Origin of the sequence: Duganella zoogloeoides (genome assembly GCF_034479515.1) — a bacterium.
Taxonomy (GTDB): Bacteria; Pseudomonadota; Gammaproteobacteria; order Burkholderiales; family Burkholderiaceae_D; genus Rugamonas; species Rugamonas zoogloeoides.
In genome coordinates this window covers 3,638,889-3,659,268 of record NZ_CP140152.1, presented here as the reverse complement: position 1 = coordinate 3,659,268, position 20,380 = coordinate 3,638,889, and the positions used below count along the sequence as shown (strand labels likewise).

Genomic DNA, 20,380 nt, shown 5'->3' with positions numbered 1-20,380 from the left:
CGCAATCTTAGGGGCAAAGCGGGTATAACACCAATAACTAAATAGAATTCCTCTATATCGAAATGGTGATGACAGGTATCACCGAAACGGATTATTGCCGCTCTGCATTAAAACCACGGTACCGCACGGCGGTTTTCGGCTATGCCTAAAGAAACAGTTATACTTCACCACCGGCGGAATTGCCGCCGGATGTGGGCACTACCGGGGGATGGATGGAGCAGCAGGGAGCGATGGCGCAGGTGGCCGGGCAGGCAATGACCGACGATCTGGGATGGTTGGCCGGCGGTGGCGACATGGGCGAGTTGATACGGTCGATGGACTGGTCCACCACGCCGCTCGGTCCCGTTGCGGGCTGGCCGCAAAGCCTGCGCACTTCCGTCAGCCTGTGCCTGTCGTCCACCTTCCCGATGCTGGTGGCCTGGGGCCCCGAGGATGTGCAGATCTACAACGACGCCTACCGGCCGATCTGCGGCGCCAAGCACCCGCAGTCGATGGGCGAGCCGTTCAAGATCTGCTGGGCCACCGCGCTGCCGGTCGTCGGCGACGCCTTCGATCGCGCCCACGCCGGTGAGGGCGTATATATCCGCGACCAGCGCATGTTCCTCGACCGCTACGGGTACATGGAAGAAGCGTTCATGACGTTTTCGTTCTCGCCCATCCGTGCCGAATCGGGCCACGTCGGCGGCATCTTCCACCCGATCAGCGAAGGCACGGCGGCGGTGCTGGACGCGCGCCGCACCCAGAACCTGCGCGACCTTACCGGCCATATCGCCCTGGCGCGCACCGGCGACGAACTGGCGCGCTTGATGGTCTATGACAGCGATACGCTGGCGATGGATGTGCCGTTCATGCTGCTTTACCAGCTGGACGGCAACGGCCAGACGCTCACCTTGCGCAGCCAGGTGGGCCTGCCCGACAGCAGCGTGTTGGCGCCGGCCGAAGCGGCGCTGCACAGCCATGGCGGCTGGGACTTCGCCGCCGCGCTGGCGGCCGGCGGCAGTTACCGGATGGAAGACCTGGCCGCGCGCTTCGGCGCCTTCGACTGCGCGCCATATGAAGAGGCGCCGCACACCGCGATGGTGCTGCCGCTGACGGTGGCCGGGCAGGAACGCCCGTACGGCTTCCTGGTGGCCGGCGTGAGCGCCCGCCGCGCGCTGGACGCCGCCTACCTGAATTTCTACGAACTGCTGCGCGGCGCCTTCAACACTGCCATCGGTAATGTGCTGGCCTACGAGCAGGAGCAAAGGCGTGCTGCCGCGCTGGCGGAAATCGACAAGGCCAAAACCGCGTTCTTCTCCAACGTCTCGCACGAATTCCGCACGCCGCTCACGCTGATCCTGGGCCCGCTGGAAGACGCGCTGGCCGATACCGCGGAGCCGTTGTCGCCGCGCCAGCGCGAGCGCATCGACCTCACCAACCGCAACGCGCTGCGCCTGTTAAAGCTGGTCAATTCGCTGCTGGACTTTTCGCGCATCGAGGCGGGGCGGGTACAGGCGCGGTTCGCGCCGGTGGACCTGGCGCAACTGACGGCCAACCTGGCCAGCGTGTTCGAGGCAGCCATGGACAAGGCGGGCCTGGCATACCGGGTGGAGACGGCGCCGCTGTCCGAACCCGTGTTCATCGATCTCGACATGTGGGAAAAGATCGTGTTCAACCTGTTGTCGAACGCGTTCAAATTCACCATGCACGGCGGCGTGGCGGTGCGGCTGGAACAAACCAAGACCGGCGCGCGGTTGACCGTGCGCGATACCGGCGCCGGCATCCCGGCGGCGGAACTGCCGCGCATCTTCGAGCGGTTTCACCGCGTGGAGGGCGTGCAGGGCCGCAGCTACGAGGGCACCGGCATCGGCCTGGCCCTGATCCAGGAACTGGTGCGCCTGCACGGCGGCGCCATTGCCGCCGAGAGCACGCTGGGCGAGGGCACCACGTTCACGGTGGAGATACCGTTCGGATCAAGCCACCTGCCGGCGCAGTACGTGGTGGCGCGTTCGGACAGTTCCACCGGCGAGCGCATGGGCTCGGCGTTCGTCGAGGAGGCGCTGCGCTGGCTGCCCGACAGCGCCCTGCCCGACGCCAGCGCGGAACCAGGCTTGGAAACAGGCGTGGAGCCGGGCGTGGAGCCAGGCGCCGAAGCAGGCACGCCAGCAGGCGCCGCGCCTGCCGCGACGGCGGTCACGGTCGTCCTGCCGCCGCTGCAACGCCCGCGCATCCTGGTCGCCGACGACAACCAGGACATGCGCGGCTACGTACGCTCGCTGCTCGAACGCGAATTCACGGTGGAGACCTGCGCCGACGGCCAGGATGCGCTCGACACCGTGCGGCGCAACCCGCCTGACCTGCTGCTCAGCGACGTCATGATGCCGCGCCTCGATGGCTTCGCGCTGCTCAAGACCATCCGTGCCGACGAGGATATCCGCCACGTGCCGGTGATCCTGCTGTCGGCCCGCGCCGGCGAGGAAGCCCGCCTCGAGGGCCTGGAGGCGGGCGCCGACGATTACCTGGTCAAGCCGTTTTCCGCCAACGAATTGCTGGCGCGCGTGCGCAACCACATCGAGCAGGCGCGCGAACGCCAGCAGGCCACGCTGACGCTGCGCGAACGCGAAGAATATTTCCGCTCGCTGGTCAATGCGTCGCCGGCCATGTTCTGGACCACCGACGAATACCATCAATGCACGTTCCTGAGCCAGCGCTGGTCCGACTACACCGGGCGCTCGCTGGAGCAGGACCTGGGGCGCGGCTGGATGGAACTGATCCACCCGGACGACGCGGCGGCCGTGGCCCACGCCTACACCGCCGCGTGCGACCGCAATCGGTCGTTCTCGATCGATTACCGGCTGCGCGACCGCGTGGGCGGCTACCGCTGGGTGATCGACGCCGGCGCGCCGCGCTTCGGCCACGACGGCCGGCTGCTCGGCTATATCGGCACCGTGATCGACGTCCACGAGCGGCGCATATTGCAGGACCGCTTTGCCAATGTCACGCGCGCCAGCGGCATCGGCGTGTGGTACGCCGATTCGCCGCTATCGACCATGCAGGCCAACGCCCAGTTGCGCACCCAGTTCGCGCTGCCGGCCGACGGCCTGGTGCCGGTCTCGCAGTTCTACCAGCGCGTCCATCCCGAGGACCGGGCGCGCCTGGAAGACGAGTTCCAGCGCGCGATGGTGGAAGGGGAGGGCTACGAAGCGGAATTCCGGGTGGCCCCGGCGCCGGGGCAAACCACGCCGCGCTGGATCCGCATGATCGCCTGGTCGCAGCACGACGAGCAGGGCGGCATGATCCACTTCGACGGCGTGACGCTCGACGTCACCGACCAGAAGAGCGGCGAGTCCGAGCTGCGCAGCAAGGCCGGCGAACTGTCGCAGGCCAACCAGGCGCAACGCGAATTCCTGGTCACGCTGGCGCACGAGCTGCGCAACCCGCTGGCGCCGATCCGCAGCGGCCTGGAAATGATGCGCGCCCAGCAGCTGGCGCACGAGGAAATCGAACGCATCCGCGCCATGATGGAGCGGCAGGTGGGCCACCTGGTGCACCTGGTGGACGATTTGCTGGACCTGGCGCGCATTGCGCGCGGCAAGGAAGTGCTGGTGTTCGGCCCGGCCGACCTGAACACGATCGTGCGCAACGCCGTGGAACTGAGCACGCCGCTGATCGACGTCCGCCACCACCGTCTGAAAATTTCGGTCTCGGACAACCCGCTGCCGCTGTGGCTCGACGCCCAGCGCATCGCCCAGGTGATCGGCAACCTGCTCAACAACGCCGCCAAGTACACGCCCGAATACGGCGCCATCGAGCTGCGCGCAGCCGTCGCCGACGGCGAACTGACGGTCAGCGTGAGCGACAACGGCGTGGGCATTCCGGCCGACGCGCTGGGCAGCGTATTCGACATGTTTACCCAGGTGCCGGGCAGCGAGGCGCAGGCGCAGGGTGGCCTCGGCATCGGCCTGAACCTGGTGCGGCGCCTGACCGAGCTGCACGGCGGCAAGGTGAGCGCGCACAGCGCTGGCGCCGGACTGGGCAGCACCTTCACCTTGCACCTGCCGGTGATGCTGCCGGCCATGCAGTCGCTGCTGGCGGCGCAAACGCCGCCGGCTGCAACGCTCGCACCGCCGGCGCCACAGCGGGTCGATGCCGCCTCGAACACCAGCCTGCGCGTGCTGGTGGTGGACGACAATGTCGATGCCGCCGAAACGCTGTCGGCGCTGTTCGAGATCAAGGGGCACACCGTGGCCACGGTGCACGACGGCATCGACGCCGTGGGCCGTGCGCAAAGCTTCCTGCCGCAGGTGGTGTTCCTCGACATCGGCCTGCCCGGCATGAACGGGTACGACGTGGCGCGCGCGCTGCGCGCGCAACCGGGGCTGGCAGGCGTGGTGCTGGTGGCGCTGACCGGGTGGGGCACCGATGCCGACCGCCTCAAGTCCGGCGCTGCCGGCTTCGACCATCACCTGACCAAGCCGGTGAGCTTCGATGAAATCGTGCGGCTGATGGCCGATCTCGCCGGCCGGGTCGGGACCTGATACGGACCAAAGGGGGAGCGCGATGAAACGCCTGTTCGTCCACGTGCTGCTAGGTGTTCTGCTCGGAGTGGCGGTGCTGCCGGCGGCGCCGGCGCGGGAAGGTCCGCTGGTACTGGTAAGTTTCGATTACCCGCCATTCATGGAAGTGCGGCCGGGGCAGCCGCCGACGGGCATGATGGTGGAATTGGTGACCACCATCTTCGCGCGCATGGACCAGCCCATCGACGTGCAGTTCTATCCGCTGGCGCGCAGCCTGTCGCTGATCGACACGCCGCGCGCGGACGGTTTTTTCACCATCAAGAAGAACGATGAGCGCGAGCAGAAATACCTGTTCCCGCGCGAACCGCTGCTGACCCAGGATTTCGTGATCTTCGTGCGCGCCGGCTCGCGCATGGCGTTCCAGGGCAACGTCAGCGAGCTGGCCGACGTGCGCCTGGGCGTGGTCAACAAGGTGTCGTATGGCGCCATTTTCGATGGCGCTGCGGCCCGCGGCATGTTCAATCGCCTGGAAGTGGCGCAGACGTACGAAGCCAACTTCCGCAAGTTGCTGGCCGGGCGCATGGATGCCCTGGTGAGCAGCCGGGTGATGGGCGCCGCAGTACTCAAGCGCCTGAACGCGCTGGACAAGGCGAAAGTGACCGGTCCGCCGATCGAAACGACCCAGAGTTACCTGATCTTCAACCGCAATACGGTCGCGCCGGAGGTGGTCACGGCGTTCGACCAGACCCTCGGCAACATGCGCAAGGACGGCTCGCTGCGCAGGATACGCGACAAATATACGCGCTGAACGGCTCATGGCAATCGGTGGTTTGAATTTATAATCTTAAATTATCCTGCGGTATCGAGTGGCGACGCAGACGCGCCTGGCGACAAGAATGAATTTTCCGCACCCGGCCAGGCCGGGGTGGCGGCTGTTATCAATTGTATTTATTTAAGTGGAATGGAATTCGTATGGCCAATGTCAATGTGAACGGTATCAATGTCAGCAACACCGGTAGCTTCGTGCTGTTTGGCGGCATCAATGTGCTCGAATCGCGCGATCTTGCCATGCGTGCATGCGAAGAATATGTGCGCGTGACGCAAAAGCTGGGCATCCCTTACGTGTTCAAGGCCAGCTTCGACAAAGCCAACCGTTCGTCGATCCATTCGTATCGCGGTCCTGGCCTGGAAGAGGGCATGCGCATCTTCCAGGATGTCAAGGCGGCCTTCGGCGTGCCGGTGATTACCGACGTGCACGAGCCATTCCAGGCGCCGCTGGTCGCGGAGGTGGTCGATGTGCTGCAACTGCCGGCCTTCCTGGCGCGCCAGACCGACCTGGTGGTGGCGCTGGCCAAGACTGGCAAGGTCATCAATATCAAGAAGCCGCAGTTCCTCAGCCCTGGCCAGATGGCCAACATCGTCGAGAAATTCAAGGAAGCGGGCAACGAACAGCTGATCCTGTGCGATCGCGGCACCTGCCTCGGCTACGACAACCTGGTCGTGGACATGCTGGGCTTTGGCGTGATGAAGAAAACGTGCAACGACCTGCCGATCATCTTCGACGTCACCCACGCGCTGCAGCAACGCGATCCGGGTGGCGCCGCTTCCGGTGGCCGCCGCCAGCAAGTGGCCGACCTGGCGCGTGCCGGCATTGCCGTGGGTATCGCCGGCCTGTTCCTGGAAGCGCATCCCGATCCGGACCACGCTCTATGCGACGGCCCAAGCGCCTTGCCGCTCGATAAGCTGGAACCGTTCCTGTCGCAGCTGAAGTCGCTCGACGACCTGGTGAAGTCGTTCCCGGCGCTCAATATCGCTTGATGGAGAATCGCAGCGTGAACGATATCACCACCCAGCGCCTGGCCATCGTTATCCCGGCCCGTTACGGTTCCACGCGCTTGCCTGGCAAGCCGCTGGCCGACATTCTCGGCAAGCCCATGGTGCAGCACGTGTATGAACGCGCACTCGAAGTGCCGGGCGTGCATGCGGTGGTGATCGCCACCGACGATGAACGCGTGGCGGCGGCCGCGCGCGCCTTCGGCGGCCGCTGCGTGATGACCTCGCCCGACCATCCGTCCGGTACGGATCGCCTGGCCGAGGTCATGCAGTCGGTCGAGGCCGAAATCTACATCAACCTGCAGGGCGACGAGCCGATGGTGCGCCCCGGCGATATCGCCATGCTGGCCCGTGGCATGTGGGCCGATAGCTCGGTCCAGGTCGGCACCCTGTGCCACCCGATCGACGCCGATGAAGCAGATAACCCGAACACGGTCAAGACGGTCCTGGCCGGCAATGGCGATGCGCTGTATTTCAGCCGCGCCAAGATTCCATTCGCCCGCGATGACGCACCGGCGCGCTATCTCAAGCATGTCGGTGTGTATGGCTATCGCCGCGATGTGCTGGCTGCTTACTCGAGCCTGCCGCCGGCGATGCTGGAACAGGTGGAAAAACTGGAGCAACTGCGTCTATTGGCAGCCGGCTTGCGCATCCGCGCGTTCGAGGTGGAGCCGACCGGCCCCGGCGTCGATACGCCCGAGTGCCTGGTGCGCGTGCGCGCATTGATGGCAGGGGAGACCGGCGCGGCTGCTGTTGCAGCGGCGCCAGCGCCATTGCCTTCCCTGGCCGGTATCAAGCTCGTGATCACCGATGTCGATGGCGTGCTGACCGACGGCGGCATTTATTACGATGCCACCGGCGAATGCCTGAAGCGCTTCCACGTGCGCGACGGCCTCGGCATGCGCCTGCTGGAAGAAAACGGCGTGCGCGTGGCGGTGTTGTCGGGCCGTGATTCGCCCACGCTGCGCAAGCGCGTGGCCGACCTTGGCATTACCCTGTACCAGTTCGGCGTCAAAGACAAGCACGGCGCCTGCCGCACGCTGATGGAGCAGGCGGGCGTCGCCGTGCACGAAACCGTCTGCATTGGCGACGACAGCATCGATCTGCCAGCGTTTGCCGCCTGTGGCCTGTCGTACGCGGTGGCCGATGCTCCCGTGTACGTGCAGCGCCGCGCCAGCGCCGTGCTGGCAACGGCGGGCGGCAAGGGTGCGTTCCGCGAGTTGGCCGACGCGATCCTGGTAGCGCAGGGCAAGGAACACGTGTTCGGTTCAGCCGAGGGCTTTGCCACGGTGATGGCGGGCGTGGCCCAGTAATTTTTTTGGTTTTTGAAATGGATGTAGTAATGAGTGAGTCAATTACCCAGGCCCGCCAGGTGGTGGCGATGCAAATCGATGCGTTGTCGGCCATGGCTGACCGCATCGGCGCCGATTTCGACGCCGCTGTGGACATTGTCCTGGCCCGCGAGGGACGCGTGGTGCTGGTGGGGATGGGAAAATCCGGCCTGATCGGCAAGAAGATTGCCGCCACCATGGCCTCTACCGGCACCCCGGCCTTCTTCGTGCATCCGGCCGAAGCCTTCCACGGCGACCTGGGCATGATCGGTCCGCAAGACGTGGTGGTGATGATTTCCAATAGTGGGGAGACCGAGGAGCTGGTGCGCATCCTGCCTTTCCTGCAGCACCAGGAAAACCGGATCATCGCCATGACCGGCCGCCGCGATTCCACCCTGGGCCGGCATGCCCACGCGGTACTGGACGTGTCGGTCGAGCGGGAGGCGTGCAATAACAACCTGGCGCCGACCAGCTCCACCACCGCCACCCTGGTGATGGGCGATGCGCTGGCCGTGGTGCTCTCGTCGAAGTGCAATTTCCAGCCTGAAGACTTCGCCCGTTTCCACCCCGGTGGCAGCCTGGGCCGTCGTTTGCTCACCCGCGTGGCCGACGTCATGCACAAGGACAATCTGCCGGTGTGCCATCCCGATGCGTCGTTCCGCGACGTGGTACACGAAATCAACCGTGGCCGCCTGGGCCTGGTACTGGTGATGCAAGACGGTGATTTGCTGGGCATTATCACCGATGGCGATGTCCGCCGCGCGTTCGATTCCGCCGCCGACTACCGCGAGATCGCGGCCCGGCACATCATGTCGTCCGAGCCGAAGCTGGCGGCGCCGGACGAGCGCTTCTCCGATGCGGAAGCGCGCCTGCGCGCCGCCAGGATCAACGCGCTGGTCGTCAAGAACCAGGCCGGTGCAGTGGTTGGCGTGCTGCAGATCCACGATGTCGTTCCTGACAAGCCGGTCGTGTAAAGACCCTCGACCGGCAATCAGCGTTTTTACAAGGCGTGCACAGCCTGTCCTGCTATGGCCGCAACGACTGCCGATACTGCTGCGGCCTTGGCAAGGGGAATCAGGCGCCGCGCGTGGTATGTCAGGGTCAGCACCACGACGACCGCGCCGGCAGTCAGCGCGCCCAGCCACATGACCCACCCCTGGGTGGCGCCCTTGAGCGCCAGCGACGCGGCCAGCGACAGCAGCAATCCGGCCGTGCCGCACGCCTGCAACCAGCGCGTCTTGTCGCCCGGCGAGGAGCCACGACCGTACAACGCTTCCCAGTGCCGGTCCATTGCCAGGCTCAGCCCGGCAAAACCGGCCAGCGCGGCAGCCAGCGCCGCGTAGATCAGCAAGCCGTTGGCCAGCGCGCTCATGCTGCGCCTCCACTCGCCAGCACCGGTGCCGGGTCATTAACTTTGTTGACTTTATTTACTTTATTCATTCGTGAATTACCCATCCGTTTAGCTGCAAATAACAATCCGATTCCAATCACCAGTACCACCAGGTCGAAACCGGCGATCTGCAGCAAGCCGTGCGACAGGCTATAACCAAGGTGCGACCCGGTAGTCAATAGATTGAGTAGCGGCAGACCGGCAAACAACACGCCACCGACGGCCAGCAATATTTGCCACATGCGCCGCGAGGGCCGGGCCATTGCCAGCACCGCTGCCGTACCCCAGGCGCCGAAGAACCATGCCGCTTCCATGGCCGGCCGCTCGGCCAGGCCCACCGGCAGCAGGCGGTTGGACCAGAAGTAGGCGGCAATCGCGATCGGCACGCCGGCAATGGCGCCCAGGTTCAGGCCATCGACCAGGCGCAGGCCGAACCCGACTCGTCCACCCTTGGCCAGCGCCTTGGCGTATTTCTGGCGTTCTTTTACGGCCCACAGTATCAGGCCTGTCGCCACCATCGCGCAACCGGCCAGGCCGGCGACAAAGAACAGCGCCCGCAGCGCGGCACTGGAAAAGCGCGCCGCGTGCAGGCCGATCATCACGCCCTGGGTCTGCGCGGCTGGCGCGGCGGCCGGTTCCGGTGGCGAGACCAGTACGCCGGAGACGCCATCGAACACCATGGCCGGCTGGTCCACCGACATCTGCTTGCCGTCGCGGCGATACAACGCCACCGCGGCATTGGTCTGTTTGGGATGGCTGACAACGATGCGCCCCACGTCGCCTTCGCCCCAGGCGGCCGTCGCCTGCGCCAGCAGCGGTTGCAGGGGCGTGAGCGCGGCCGGCACGCGCGAGGCCTTGGGATCGATGGCCACTTCCTGGCGCAGTTCGGTGAAGAACTTGTCGCGTTCGTCCTGGTACACGGCCTTCACGCCCCACGGCATATACATGAATATCAACGTGACGATGCCGGTGTACGTGATCATCAGGTGGTAGGGCAGGGCCAGCACGGCGCTGGCGTTGTGGGCATCGAGCCAGGAGCGCTGGCCCTTGGCCGGCCGGAACGTGAAGAAATCCTTGAAAATGCGCTTGTGCGTGACGATGCCCGACAGGATGGCCACCAGCATGAACATGGCGCAGATGCCGACGATCCAGCGCGACCAGATCACCGGCATGTAGTGCAGGTCGAAGTGCATCCGGTACAGGAACTCCCCGCCACGCGTGGCGCGCGCTGCCGCCAGTTCCTCGCCGGTGGCCGGATCGAGCGTGGCATTGCCGAAGCGCGCGCGGCGCGGACGCTGCTCGCCCTGCCTGGCCGGGTCGGCAGGCGGCGGCGCCCACATGGTGCGCAAGGTCGGTTCGCGCTCGCTGGGCAGGGTGATGATCCAGCGGTCGCTTTTGGGGGCACGCTGCTCCAGGAAGGCCACGGCATTGGCGGTGGCAGCGGCTGGCGCCACCTGGCGCGCCATCGACTGATGAACTTCGGGCTTCATCCACAGCGTGATCTCGTCCTTGTAGTACGAGGCGGTACCGGTGCAGAACACCAGGAACAGGATCCAGCCGGCCAAGAGGCCGGTCCAGGTGTGCAGCCATGCCATCGACTGGCGCAATCCTTCCTTCATGCCGCACCTCCGGTGAAGGCGCCCATTGCCAGCACCACGGCGCCGGGCAGCAGCGACGCGAGGAGCAGGCCGGTCCAGGCGCGCAGCGCGCTGGCGCAGGCGAACACCCACATCACCGCCACCGGATACACCACGAAGGCGGTCAGGGTACCGGTCATTGCCGCTTCGGCGCGGGTGGTGGGCAGGGTGAGGGCGAGGGCGGCGGCGACCAGCGCGGACAAGCCATAGCCGCCGGCGATGGCGGCAACAGTGCGCGACAACACGCCCGCACGGTAACGAATGGTAGGGGCCATACAACTTCCTTCAGATGCACGCTTGAAGCGCTAAATGCGAATAATTCTCGTTCATTATTGCAGTGTTGTCAATGAGGAAGTAGTTGCCGCGATTGGCTCACGAACGTGATTTTTTTGGCCGGCGTATGCCATGGTTTGAGCTGTGACTATAATCAATGGACCATAAAACTACATGAAGAGACCCATGAAAATATTCGCTCCCTTGCTGCTTGCCCTGGCGTCTGCACCGGCCTTCTCCGCCACGTATTACGTCGCGCCCAATGGCAACAACAGCAACGCCGGCACTCAGGCCGCGCCGTTCGCCACCATCGCGCGCGCGCAAACCCAGGCCCAGCCCGGCGATACGGTGTACCTGCGCGGCGGCCGCTATGCCTACACCGCCGGCGTGGAAAGCTGCGCCAGCCGCACCGCCATCGTCAACGCCATCACGCTCGACAAGAGCGGCGCCGAAGGGCGGCCGATCCGCTACTGGGCCTACCCGGGCGAAAAGCCGGTGTTCGACTTCTCGGCGATGAAAGACGACTGCCGGGTCAAGGGCTTCAATGTCACCGGCAGCTGGCTGCATTTGAAGGGGCTGGAAGTGACGGGCGCGCCGCAGCAGCCGGGCAACCGCCTCAATCACGAATCGTGGGGCATCTGGGTGAACGGCAGCCGCAACACCTTCGAGCAGCTCGACCTGCACCACAATATGGGACCGGGCCTGTTCATCCAGAACGGCAGCTACAACCTGGTGCTCAACAGCGACTCGCACCACAACTACGATCCGTACACGTCCAACGGCGCGGGCCAGAGCGCCGACGGCTTCGGCGCCCACATCAAGGCCAACAACCCGGGCAATGTGTTCCGCGGCTGCCGCGCCTGGGCCAACACCGACGACGGCTTCGACCTGATCAACGCGTTTTCGCCGGTGGTCATCGAGAACTCGTGGGCCTGGTCGCACGGCTACCTGCCCGGCACCACCACGCCGCTGCAGGCCGGTAACGGCAACGGCATCAAGGCCGGCGGCTACGGCGGCGCCTATGTATCGAACGGGGTAAAGCACACGGTGCGCTTCTCGGTGGCATTCAAGAACAAGGCGGCCGGTTTCTACGCCAACCATCATCCGCTGGCGCTGGACTTCTTCAACAACACGTCGTTTGACAACGGCTACAACTACGACATGCTGGGCATCTCGGCCGACGGCACGCCGGTCAACTTCGGCACGCTGCGCAACAATATCTCGTACAAGGGCCAGCAGTCGCGCAATATCGACGGCACCAATATGCGCTACAACTCGTGGAACCTGCCGGTCACGGTGTCCGACGCCGACTTCGACGACGTCTCCGCCACCGGCTGGGATGCGCCGCGCCAGGCCGACGGCAGCCTGCCGGTGCTGCGCGCGTACCGCCTGCGCACCGGCAGCGACTTGATCGACAAGGGCGGCGACGTCAACCTGCCGTTCCTGGGCGCCGCGCCGGACCTTGGCGCGTTCGAGAAGCAGTAAGGCCCCGGGCCGCCCATCCCCGCCATACGGCAGGGGGGCAAGCGGGCGGTCTTGCGCTAGACTGGTGTTTACTCACCAGCGGAGACACGACATGAGCGACGGCTGCCAACACTTCAACCAGATCCACACGCATGCCGCCAATACCAGCGGCTGCGAAGAGTGCATGAAAATGGGCGACACCTGGGTGCACCTGCGGGTGTGCCTGACCTGCGGCCACACCGGTTGCTGCGACCAGTCGAAAAACCGCCACGCCACCCGGCATTTCGAGGCCACCGGCCACCCGATCATGCGCTCAAAGGAGCGCGGCGAGACCTGGGGCTGGTGCTATATTGACGAGGAAATGTTCGACCCGATCTGACCTTCGATCCGACCTTGTCTGACAGGAGCTACATGCCCAAACCATTGTTTACGCTAGTTCTCACCATGGCCCTCGGGCTGGGCGGTGCCAGCGCCCAAGCGCTCGACTGCGCCAACGCCGTCAGCACGCCCGACATGAACGAATGCGCGGCGCGCACGCAAAAAGCAGCCGAGGCCAATCTCAACGCCACGTACCAGCGCGTGCTCAAGACCGTCACCGAGCGCAAGGTGCGCACCCAGTTCGTCGCCGCCCAGCGCTTGTGGATCAAGTATCGCGAAGCCGACTGCAATACCGTTCAGGCGCTGTACGGCACCGGCACCATCCGCACCGTGATGTATTTGGGCTGCCTGCAAAATCGGGCCGAGACCCGTGCTAAGGAACTCGAGATGTTGCAGGGCGACCGCTAGTTGCTAGCAGGCGCTCACGCTCAAGCGCATCAGGCAGATCGCCGGCGAAGATACCGGGCCGATGGTCGAATTGGTATCGTTCTACGCGCTGCAGGTAAGCAGCAGCACCGGCAACCAGACGCCGGAATTTACCTTGCGAGAGGGCACCCAGGCTTACTTTTACCTCAAGCGCGTCGCCGGCGGCTGGGCTATCGCCACCCCATCGGCGGGCTTCGCCGCGTTCCATAAAAATGGCAAGGTGCTGGCCACGTATCGCTTCAGCGCCCATCAGGCCGTGGTCGATGCACAACTGTATGAGACTTCGCAGCGCTGCATCTTCCAGGCCTTGCATGGTGACCGCACCTGCGATCCGAAGGTGGTCGCGTGGATCGACGCCACCCTTGCCAAGCCGGCCGCGAGTATCGAAAGTGACAGCACGCTCGAAAGCCTCGACGGCTTTTTCCAGCAGCATGCCGCGCTGGAGACGGCCGGGTTCCTTGATCATCCACTGCCTGCGGAGACGGTCGAACGGTTTCTCTCCAAGCCGGACATGCACGTGCAAATGTCGGCGCTGCGCGCCTTGCTGGTCAGCGATCATCGCGACAAGGCCGAGCGCCTGATGACGTTCGTGGAAGATGACAAGGCCAACGCCACCGCGCGCTGCTTGGCAGCGATGCTGCTGGTGGAAACCGGCGCGCACCAGATGAAGCAGCGCTTGCTGGACTACGCACCGCGCGCCAGCGATGCGGAGGCAGGACTGGGCATCGCCATCATGGACCAGCGCATTGGCACGCAATTTCCGTATACCGTGCGCAGCGCGGTCAAGATCGCGGCGCAGCAGCTGTGAGGCAGCGCGGCATCACGCCGCGCTGTTCTTTTTCCTGAACTGCGCCGCCTTGTAGCGGTTGCCGCACGAGGCCATGCTGCACCAGCGGCGCTTGTGCGACTTGGTGCGGTCGTAAAACCACAGGATGCAGTCGGGATGTTCGCACTGCCGCACCAGCGTGAAATCGCCTTCCACCAGCAACTGCGCCACCGCTTCGGCCACCGGGCCCAGTAGCGAAGCTACCGCGTCGCCGCGCGCGGTACGGGTGAGGGCCAGCTTGCCGTCCTCGCCGCGCGCCAGGTGCGGGGCGCCGAGGTAGGCGTGCAGGTAGTCGTTGAGCGCTGCGATATCTGTCTCGTCGGCAAGAGGAGCGCTGCCTTCTTCAGCGGTTTTGCGTCCCGCGATCAGCCGCCGCGCCAGCGTGCGCAAGGCCAGCGCCCGCGCCAGCAGCGCTGCGCCCCCGGCTTCCCCACTCGCCTGCTCACCTCGCTGACTCTCTGCCTGACCATCTGCCTGCCCGCCTGCCGGCTGCGCTGCTGCGATGCCTTGTCGCGCCAGCCACGCGCGCACAGCGTCGCCGCTACGCCAATAGTCCACTACCGCGCCGTCGCTGCGCGCCTCGGTGTTGAGCAAATCGAGCGCCAGATGGTCGCCCAGCAGCGGCGCTTCGTCGGTTGTCGTCGTCGGTTTCATTTAATAACCTTTAAAAATACAGTTGACAGGTTACTCTGGCCGCGCCATACTCGATCCAAGTAACCTTCTTAAAGCAATTATACAGGTTATAAAACCCATCCCAACCGGAGAACTATCATGACCACGTCCGCCAACGCCGCTGCCGCCATCATGGCTACAGCCTTATCCGCCCAAGCGGCGCCACCCGCCGTGCATCACCAGTCGCTGGAAGTCCAGGGCGTCAACGTGTTCTATCGCGAAGCCGGTCCTGCTGACAAGCCCACGGTACTGCTGCTGCACGGCTTCGGCGCCTCGTCTTACATGTTCCGCAACCTGATCCCGCAACTGGCGCATAAATACCACGTGGTGGCGCCGGACCTGCCGGGCTTCGGCCAGACCAACGTATTGCCAGGCACCGCGTTCGACTACACCTTCGACAATCTCGCCAGGGTGATCGACGCCTTCACGGTGGCCAAGGGCATCGACCGCTACGCCCTGTACGTGTTCGACTACGGCGCGCCGGTGGGCTGGCGCCTGGCGGTCGATAATCCGCACAAGATCACCGCCATCGTCAGCCAGAACGGCAACGGTTACGAAGAGGGATTGAGCGCCGGCTGGGCCGACATGCGCCGCGCCTGGGCCGCGCCCACGGCGGCCAACCGCGAGGCGCTGCGCCGCTTCAATACGCTGGACATGACCCGGTGGCAGTACACCGAAGGCGTGCGCGACACCACGCTGATCGCGCCCGAAACCTGGCAACTGGCGCATGCCGCGATCGAACGTATCGGCGTGGAAGTGCAGATGGATTTGCTGCTGGACTACGGCCAGAACATCCGGCAGTACGCGAAGCTGCACGAATTTTTCCGCCGCCAGCAACCGCCCCTGCTGGCCATCTGGGGCCAGAACGATCCGTTCTTCGTGCCGGCCGGCGCCGAGGCCTTCAAGCGCGATAACCCGAAGGCGCAAGTGCGGTTCCTCGACACCGGCCACTTCGCCATCGAGACCCACGGCGCGGAAATCGGCGCGGCGATGCTGGAGTTCCTGGACGGCGCGGCGGTCAGGTAACGCTAGCGTTGCTTGCTGCTGGCGAATTCCTCGATCTTGTGGGTGGCGCCCGACACCACCAGGATGTCGCCGGGCCGCACCAGTGTTTCCGGCAGCGCGTGCTGGAAGTCTTGGCCGGCGCGCTTGACGCCGACGATGGTCACGCCAAAGCGCGAGCGCACGTGGGCGTCCGCCAGGGTCTTGTTGTGGGTGAGGACGGGGGCGCGCAGCTTGGCGATGGCAAAGCCGTCGTCGAACTCGATAAAATCCATCATCCGGCCCGTGATCAGGTGCGCCACGCGCTCGCCCATGTCCACTTCGGGATACACCACGTGGTGGGCGCCGATGCGCTGGGCGATCTGGCCGTGTTCGGGCGTGAGCGCCTTGACCCAGATGTCCTTGATACCGAGTTCGGTCAGCACCATCAGCGACATCAGGCTGCTGGCCAGGTCGGCGCCGATGCCGACGATGGCGTGCGAAAACTCGGCCACGCCCAGCTGGCGCAGCACGCTGGCGTTGGTGGTGTCGGCCTGCACGGCGTGGGTGAGCTTGTCGGCCCACAGCTGCACCAGGTCGGCGTCGCGGTCGATGCCCATGACGTCGTGGCCCATGCGCATCAGCGACTCGGCCACCGAACCGCCGAAGCGTCCCAGGCCGATGACAACCACGCTGTCGCCGCTGGAAAACGAGAACTGCTCTGAAAAGATCTTACCCAACAATTGGATGCTCCTCTGCGTAACGATAAGGCATGCGGCGCCCGCCCAGCACCAGCGACGCGGCCAGCGTGATGGTGCCCACCCGTCCCAGGTACATCAGGAGCGTGAGCAGCAACTGGCCGGAAGCGGGAAGCTGCGGCGTGATGCCGGTGCTCAGGCCCGCGCTGCCGAAGGCCGAGATTACCTCGAAAATGATCTGATCGGTCGGAAAGTCGGTGACCGCCAGCAGCACCATGGTGCCCGCCACCACGACCGCGCTGCCCATCACCACCACGGTGATCGCCTGGCGCTGGGCGGCAGCGCCGATGCGCCGGCCGAACGCTTCGGTATCCGAGTGGCCGCGCACCTCGGCCAGCACCAGCAGCACCAGGATCGCCACCGTGCCCACCTTGACGCCACCGGCCGTGCCGGCGCTGCCGCCGCCGATGAACATCAGAAAATAGTGCAGCGCCAGCGATTCCTGGGTGAGGGCGCCGATATCGACCGCATTGAAGCCGGCCGTGCGCGCCGCCACCGACATGAACGAGGCGCCCAGCAATTTATCGGGCACCGACAGGCCGCCGAGCGTGCGGGCGTTGTGCCATTCGGCCAGCAGGATCGCCACCATGCCACCGACCAGCAGCAGCGCGGTGCCGGCCAGCGTCAGCTTGGTGTGCAGCGACCAGTGGCGTCGACCGTGAACACCCCAGCGCCAGCGGTTTCGAATGTCGTGCAGTACCGGAAAGCCCACGCCGCCCACCACGATGGCCAGCATCATCGGCAGCAGCACCAGCGCATCGCCGGCGTAGCGCACCATGCTGTCGGCGTGGATCGAAAAGCCGGCGTTGGTGAACGCCGAGACGGCATGGAATGCGCCGCTCCACGCGGCCTCGCCCCAGGGCAGGTCGTAGCCGTAGCGCAGGCGCAGCGTCAGCACGGCCGCGATGATCAACTCGGAAGCAAACGTCACCACCAGCACCAGCCGCGCCACGGCTGCGACATCGCCCAGGCCGAGGGTACGGGTTTCCATCTGCGTCATCAGCTTGGTGCGCAGGCGCAGCGAACCGTTGACCAGCAGGCCAAGCAGGGTGGCGGCGGTCATCATGCCGAAGCCGCCGCACTGGAACAGCAACATGATCATGCCCTGACCGAAGCCCGACCAGTAGGTGCCGGTATCGACCACCGCCATGCCGGTCACGCACACCGCCGAGACGGCGGTGAAAAACGCCACCAGCACCGGCGCGCCATCGGGCCCCGAGCGCGCTGCCGGCAGCATCAGCACCAGCGTGCCAACGACGATCCCAGCCAGGAAGCCGAGGGCTACCGCGCGCGCAGGGTGCAGCACTGTTCTCATGGGGATCAGGGAGGATTGGTGGTGGGGCGCCGATTATACCGAGAACCGGGACTTGATAACGGATTGAAGCCGACCCTGGAGGGTGTCCAAATTTTCATACATGGGGCTGGCATAGCTCTACCGATTTCTGCTCACATTCCATTGCCAGAGCTATGTTTCTTTAAGAAAATTTGTTTGAATTCAAAGGCTTGCAGGACTCATATCGTTTCTTAATAGCTGGCATAACGATTGCTATTCCCCCATACCCCGGGCGCCGACCCTGGGACTAAAACTTGGAGGAATACATGAAAAAGAAACGTCCATTAACCCTGTACATCCTGGTCGCGATGGTGCTCGGGGTCGCGGTGGGTTACGGTTGCCACGAAGCGATCACCGATAAACAGCTGAGCGCCCAGATCGCGTCCCACATCTCCATCGTCACCGATGTGTTCCTCCGCCTCATCAAGATGGTGATCGCGCTGCTGGTGTTTTCCACCCTGACGGTCGGCATCGCCCACCTCGGTGACGGCAAGGCGGCCAGCCGCATCGGCGTCAAGGCCATGGGCTGGTTCGTGGTGGCGTCGCTGCTGTCGCTCACGCTGGGCATGGTGTTGTCGAACTTCCTGCAACTGGGTACCCATCTTGGCCTGCCGCTGCCGCCGGTCGATGCCACCACCGGCCTGAAAACCGCCGCGTTCACGCTCAAGGATTTCGTCAGCCACCTGGTGCCCAAGTCGCCGATCGAGGCGATGGCCAATAACGAGATCCTGCAAGTGCTGGTATTCTCGCTGTTCTTCGGCAGCGCCCTGAGCGCGCTGGGCGAGTCGGCGTCGAAGCTGACGTCCGCCATCGACCAGCTGGCGCAAGTCATGCTGCGCATTACCGGCACCATCATGAACCTGGCGCCGCTGGCTGTATTCGCGGCGATGGCGTCGGTGGTCACCACCAACGGCCTGGGCATCCTGCTCACTTTCGCCAAGTTCATGGGCGGCTTTTACCTGGGACTGGTGTGCCTGTGGGCGCTGCTGGTGCTCGGCGGCTACGCCTTCATCGGCAAGCGCATCTTCCGCCTGCTGGTGCTGATCCGCGAACCGTTCCTGCTGGCGTTTTCCACGGCCAGTTCGGAAGCGGCGTATCCGAAGATGCTGACCGCGCTCGAGCAGTTCGGCGTGCACCGCAAGATCTACAGCTTCGTCATGCCGATGGGGTATTCGTTCAACCTCGATGGCTCGATGATGTACTGCACCTTTGCCGTGCTGTTCATCACCCAGGCCTATGGCATCGACATGTCGCTCGGCACCCAGATCACCATGCTGCTGGTGCTGATGATCACCTCGAAAGGCATCGCCGGCGTGCCGCGCGCGTCGCTGGTAGTGATTGCCGCCACCCTGAACCAGTTCAACATTCCGGAAGCGGGCTTGCTGCTGTTGATGGGCATCGACCAGTTCCTCGACATGGGCCGTTCGGCCACCAACGCGGTCGGTAACGCCGTGGCCACCGCGGTGGTCGCCAAGTGGGAAGGCGCGCTCGATGAAGAGCGCCCGGAGCAGGTCGAAGCAATCAAGCACGCCGCATAAAACATAAAAACACCGGAGACAACATGAAACAACAGTTCGCCATCGCACTGGCCCTCGCTGCGGCTGCATCCACCGCCACCGCCCAATCCTCGGTCACCATCTACGGCGTCGCCGACGCCGGCCTGGTGCTCGAACGCGGCGGCCCGGCCGGCAATGTGCAGGCACTCGGCAGCGGCGTGGCCTCGGCTTCGCGCATAGGCTTCAAGGGCAAGGAAGACTTGGGCGGCGGCCTGACGGCGTCGTTCCAGCTGGAGAACGGTCACAGTATCGATACCGGCGCCGCCGGCCAGGGCGGCCTGCTGTTCGGCCGCCAGGCTTACGTGGCCTTGTCGAGCACCACGCTGGGATCGATCAGCGCCGGCCGCCAGTACTCGCCGTATTACAAGGCGCTGCGCGATGTCGCCGATCCGTTCGTGGTCGGCCTGGCCGGTAACGCCATGAACATGGTTGCCACCACCTCGCGCGTGGACAACTCGGTGGAGTACACGACGCCGCGCGTCAACGGCTTCTCGGCCGACGTGCTGTACGGCTTCGGTGAAGTACCGGGCGACACGGCAAAAAGCCGTACCGTGGGCGCAGCCGTCAGCTACACCGGGCCGGAGTCGTTGCCCTTGAACCTGGTGCTGGTCCACCATCAACGCGACAATGCACTGGCCACTGCGCGCAGCCGTTCCACCATGCTGGCCGCGCGCTACCGCGTGGGCAGCGTCACCACCCACGCATCGCTGTCGCACAACCAGGACCTGTTGCAGCGCGCCAGCAACGACGCGCTGATCGGCGCCACCGTGACCATGGGGCAGGGAAAATGGCTCGCATCCGCCATCTTTCACCGCGACCAGTCCACGCTGAGCCAGGACGCGCGCCAACTGGCCATCGGCTACACGCACAACCTGTCGCGCCGCACCGACGTGTACACCGCGTATGCGCATATCAGCAACCGCAATGGCGCCGTTTTCCACGTTGGCAATGCCACCGACAACGGTACCGGCACCGGCGGCTTCAACCTGGGCGTGCGTCATGTGTTTTAATAGCGGTCTTATTAAA

18 protein-coding genes are annotated in these 20,380 nt (G+C 64.9%); 12 read left to right on the top strand and 6 right to left on the bottom strand.

All coding sequences use genetic code 11. From position 1 onward, the window contains the following. The first annotated feature begins 212 nt into the window (after window positions 1-212). The 5 genes from SR858_RS16050 (at window position 213) to SR858_RS16030 (ending at window position 8,634) form a co-directional block, all read left to right on the top strand. Entirely contained in the window at window positions 213-4,517 is a 4,305-nt protein-coding gene (locus SR858_RS16050) for an ATP-binding protein (RefSeq protein ID WP_322533665.1), read from the top strand. 22 nt (window positions 4,518-4,539) lie between these two features. Next, entirely contained in the window at window positions 4,540-5,304 is a 765-nt protein-coding gene (locus SR858_RS16045) for a substrate-binding periplasmic protein (protein ID WP_019920011.1), read from the top strand. Between the two features lie 164 nt (window positions 5,305-5,468). Continuing rightward, window positions 5,469-6,314, top strand: coding sequence for a 3-deoxy-8-phosphooctulonate synthase (gene kdsA, locus SR858_RS16040; protein WP_019920010.1), 846 nt, complete (start codon window positions 5,469-5,471; stop codon window positions 6,312-6,314). 14 nt (window positions 6,315-6,328) lie between these two features. Continuing rightward, entirely contained in the window at window positions 6,329-7,642 is a 1,314-nt protein-coding gene (gene kdsB / locus SR858_RS16035) for a 3-deoxy-manno-octulosonate cytidylyltransferase (RefSeq protein WP_322533664.1), read from the top strand. 29 nt (window positions 7,643-7,671) lie between these two features. After that, on the top strand, window positions 7,672-8,634 hold the full coding sequence (locus SR858_RS16030) for a KpsF/GutQ family sugar-phosphate isomerase (protein WP_019920008.1): 963 nt from the start codon (window positions 7,672-7,674) through the stop codon (window positions 8,632-8,634). 26 nt (window positions 8,635-8,660) lie between these two features. On the opposite strand, the gene SR858_RS16025 is transcribed toward SR858_RS16030, so the two are convergent. The 3 genes from SR858_RS16025 to SR858_RS16015 are packed head-to-tail and all read right to left on the bottom strand — an operon-like array spanning window position 8,661 to window position 10,962. Beyond that, a complete protein-coding gene (locus SR858_RS16025) occupies window positions 8,661-9,032 on the bottom strand; it encodes a DUF3325 domain-containing protein (protein WP_019920007.1) in 372 nt (123 codons plus the stop codon). Next, window positions 9,029-10,669: a PepSY-associated TM helix domain-containing protein gene (locus SR858_RS16020; protein WP_019920006.1), complete on the bottom strand. Its 1,641-nt coding sequence runs from the start codon at window positions 10,667-10,669 to the stop codon at window positions 9,029-9,031. Before SR858_RS16020 ends, SR858_RS16025 begins: the two co-directional genes overlap by 4 nt. After that, window positions 10,666-10,962, bottom strand: coding sequence for a DUF3649 domain-containing protein (locus tag SR858_RS16015; protein WP_019920005.1), 297 nt, complete (start codon window positions 10,960-10,962; stop codon window positions 10,666-10,668). Before SR858_RS16015 ends, SR858_RS16020 begins: the two co-directional genes overlap by 4 nt. A 184-nt stretch (window positions 10,963-11,146) precedes the next feature. Between SR858_RS16015 and SR858_RS16010 the strand changes: the two genes are divergently transcribed. The 4 genes from SR858_RS16010 (at window position 11,147) to SR858_RS15995 (ending at window position 14,036) form a co-directional block, all read left to right on the top strand. Next, the gene (locus SR858_RS16010; RefSeq protein WP_026636942.1) at window positions 11,147-12,445 is read left to right on the top strand and encodes a right-handed parallel beta-helix repeat-containing protein; all 1,299 of its coding nucleotides are present in this window, start codon (window positions 11,147-11,149) and stop codon (window positions 12,443-12,445) included. 91 nt (window positions 12,446-12,536) lie between these two features. Beyond that, window positions 12,537-12,803, top strand: a complete 267-nt coding sequence (locus SR858_RS16005; protein ID WP_019920003.1) for a UBP-type zinc finger domain-containing protein — start codon at window positions 12,537-12,539, stop codon at window positions 12,801-12,803. Window positions 12,804-12,835: 32 nt separating this feature from the next. Continuing rightward, a complete protein-coding gene (locus tag SR858_RS16000) occupies window positions 12,836-13,210 on the top strand; it encodes a lysozyme inhibitor LprI family protein (RefSeq protein ID WP_051120250.1) in 375 nt (124 codons plus the stop codon). A 61-nt stretch (window positions 13,211-13,271) separates the two neighbouring features. Continuing rightward, the gene (locus SR858_RS15995; RefSeq protein WP_019920001.1) at window positions 13,272-14,036 is read left to right on the top strand and encodes a hypothetical protein; all 765 of its coding nucleotides are present in this window, start codon (window positions 13,272-13,274) and stop codon (window positions 14,034-14,036) included. A 12-nt stretch (window positions 14,037-14,048) separates the two neighbouring features. Here SR858_RS15995 and SR858_RS15990 read toward each other — a convergent pair whose 3' ends face one another. Further along, window positions 14,049-14,708, bottom strand: a complete 660-nt coding sequence (locus SR858_RS15990) for a CGNR zinc finger domain-containing protein (RefSeq protein WP_019920000.1) — start codon at window positions 14,706-14,708, stop codon at window positions 14,049-14,051. Window positions 14,709-14,825: 117 nt separating this feature from the next. Between SR858_RS15990 and SR858_RS15985 the strand changes: the two genes are divergently transcribed. After that, window positions 14,826-15,752: an alpha/beta fold hydrolase gene (locus SR858_RS15985; protein WP_019919999.1), complete on the top strand. Its 927-nt coding sequence runs from the start codon at window positions 14,826-14,828 to the stop codon at window positions 15,750-15,752. Window positions 15,753-15,754: 2 nt separating this feature from the next. Here the strand turns inward: SR858_RS15985 and SR858_RS15980 are convergent, their stop codons facing one another. Together SR858_RS15980 and SR858_RS15975 are read right to left on the bottom strand one after the other, a co-directional pair. Further along, the gene (locus tag SR858_RS15980; protein WP_019919998.1) at window positions 15,755-16,450 is read right to left on the bottom strand and encodes a potassium channel family protein; all 696 of its coding nucleotides are present in this window, start codon (window positions 16,448-16,450) and stop codon (window positions 15,755-15,757) included. Beyond that, window positions 16,440-17,780 (bottom strand): TrkH family potassium uptake protein, encoded by a 1,341-nt coding sequence (locus SR858_RS15975; protein WP_026636941.1) that lies wholly within the window; start codon window positions 17,778-17,780, stop codon window positions 16,440-16,442. The genes SR858_RS15980 and SR858_RS15975 overlap by 11 nt, the downstream gene beginning before the upstream one ends. A gap of 284 nt (window positions 17,781-18,064) precedes the next feature. On the opposite strand from SR858_RS15975, the gene SR858_RS15970 reads away from it, so the two are divergent. Both SR858_RS15970 and SR858_RS15965 read left to right on the top strand, forming a co-directional pair. Beyond that, entirely contained in the window at window positions 18,065-19,336 is a 1,272-nt protein-coding gene (locus SR858_RS15970) for a dicarboxylate/amino acid:cation symporter (RefSeq protein WP_019919996.1), read from the top strand. A gap of 23 nt (window positions 19,337-19,359) precedes the next feature. Next, window positions 19,360-20,364, top strand: coding sequence for a porin (locus SR858_RS15965; protein WP_019919995.1), 1,005 nt, complete (start codon window positions 19,360-19,362; stop codon window positions 20,362-20,364). Window positions 20,365-20,380: the final 16 nt, after the last annotated feature.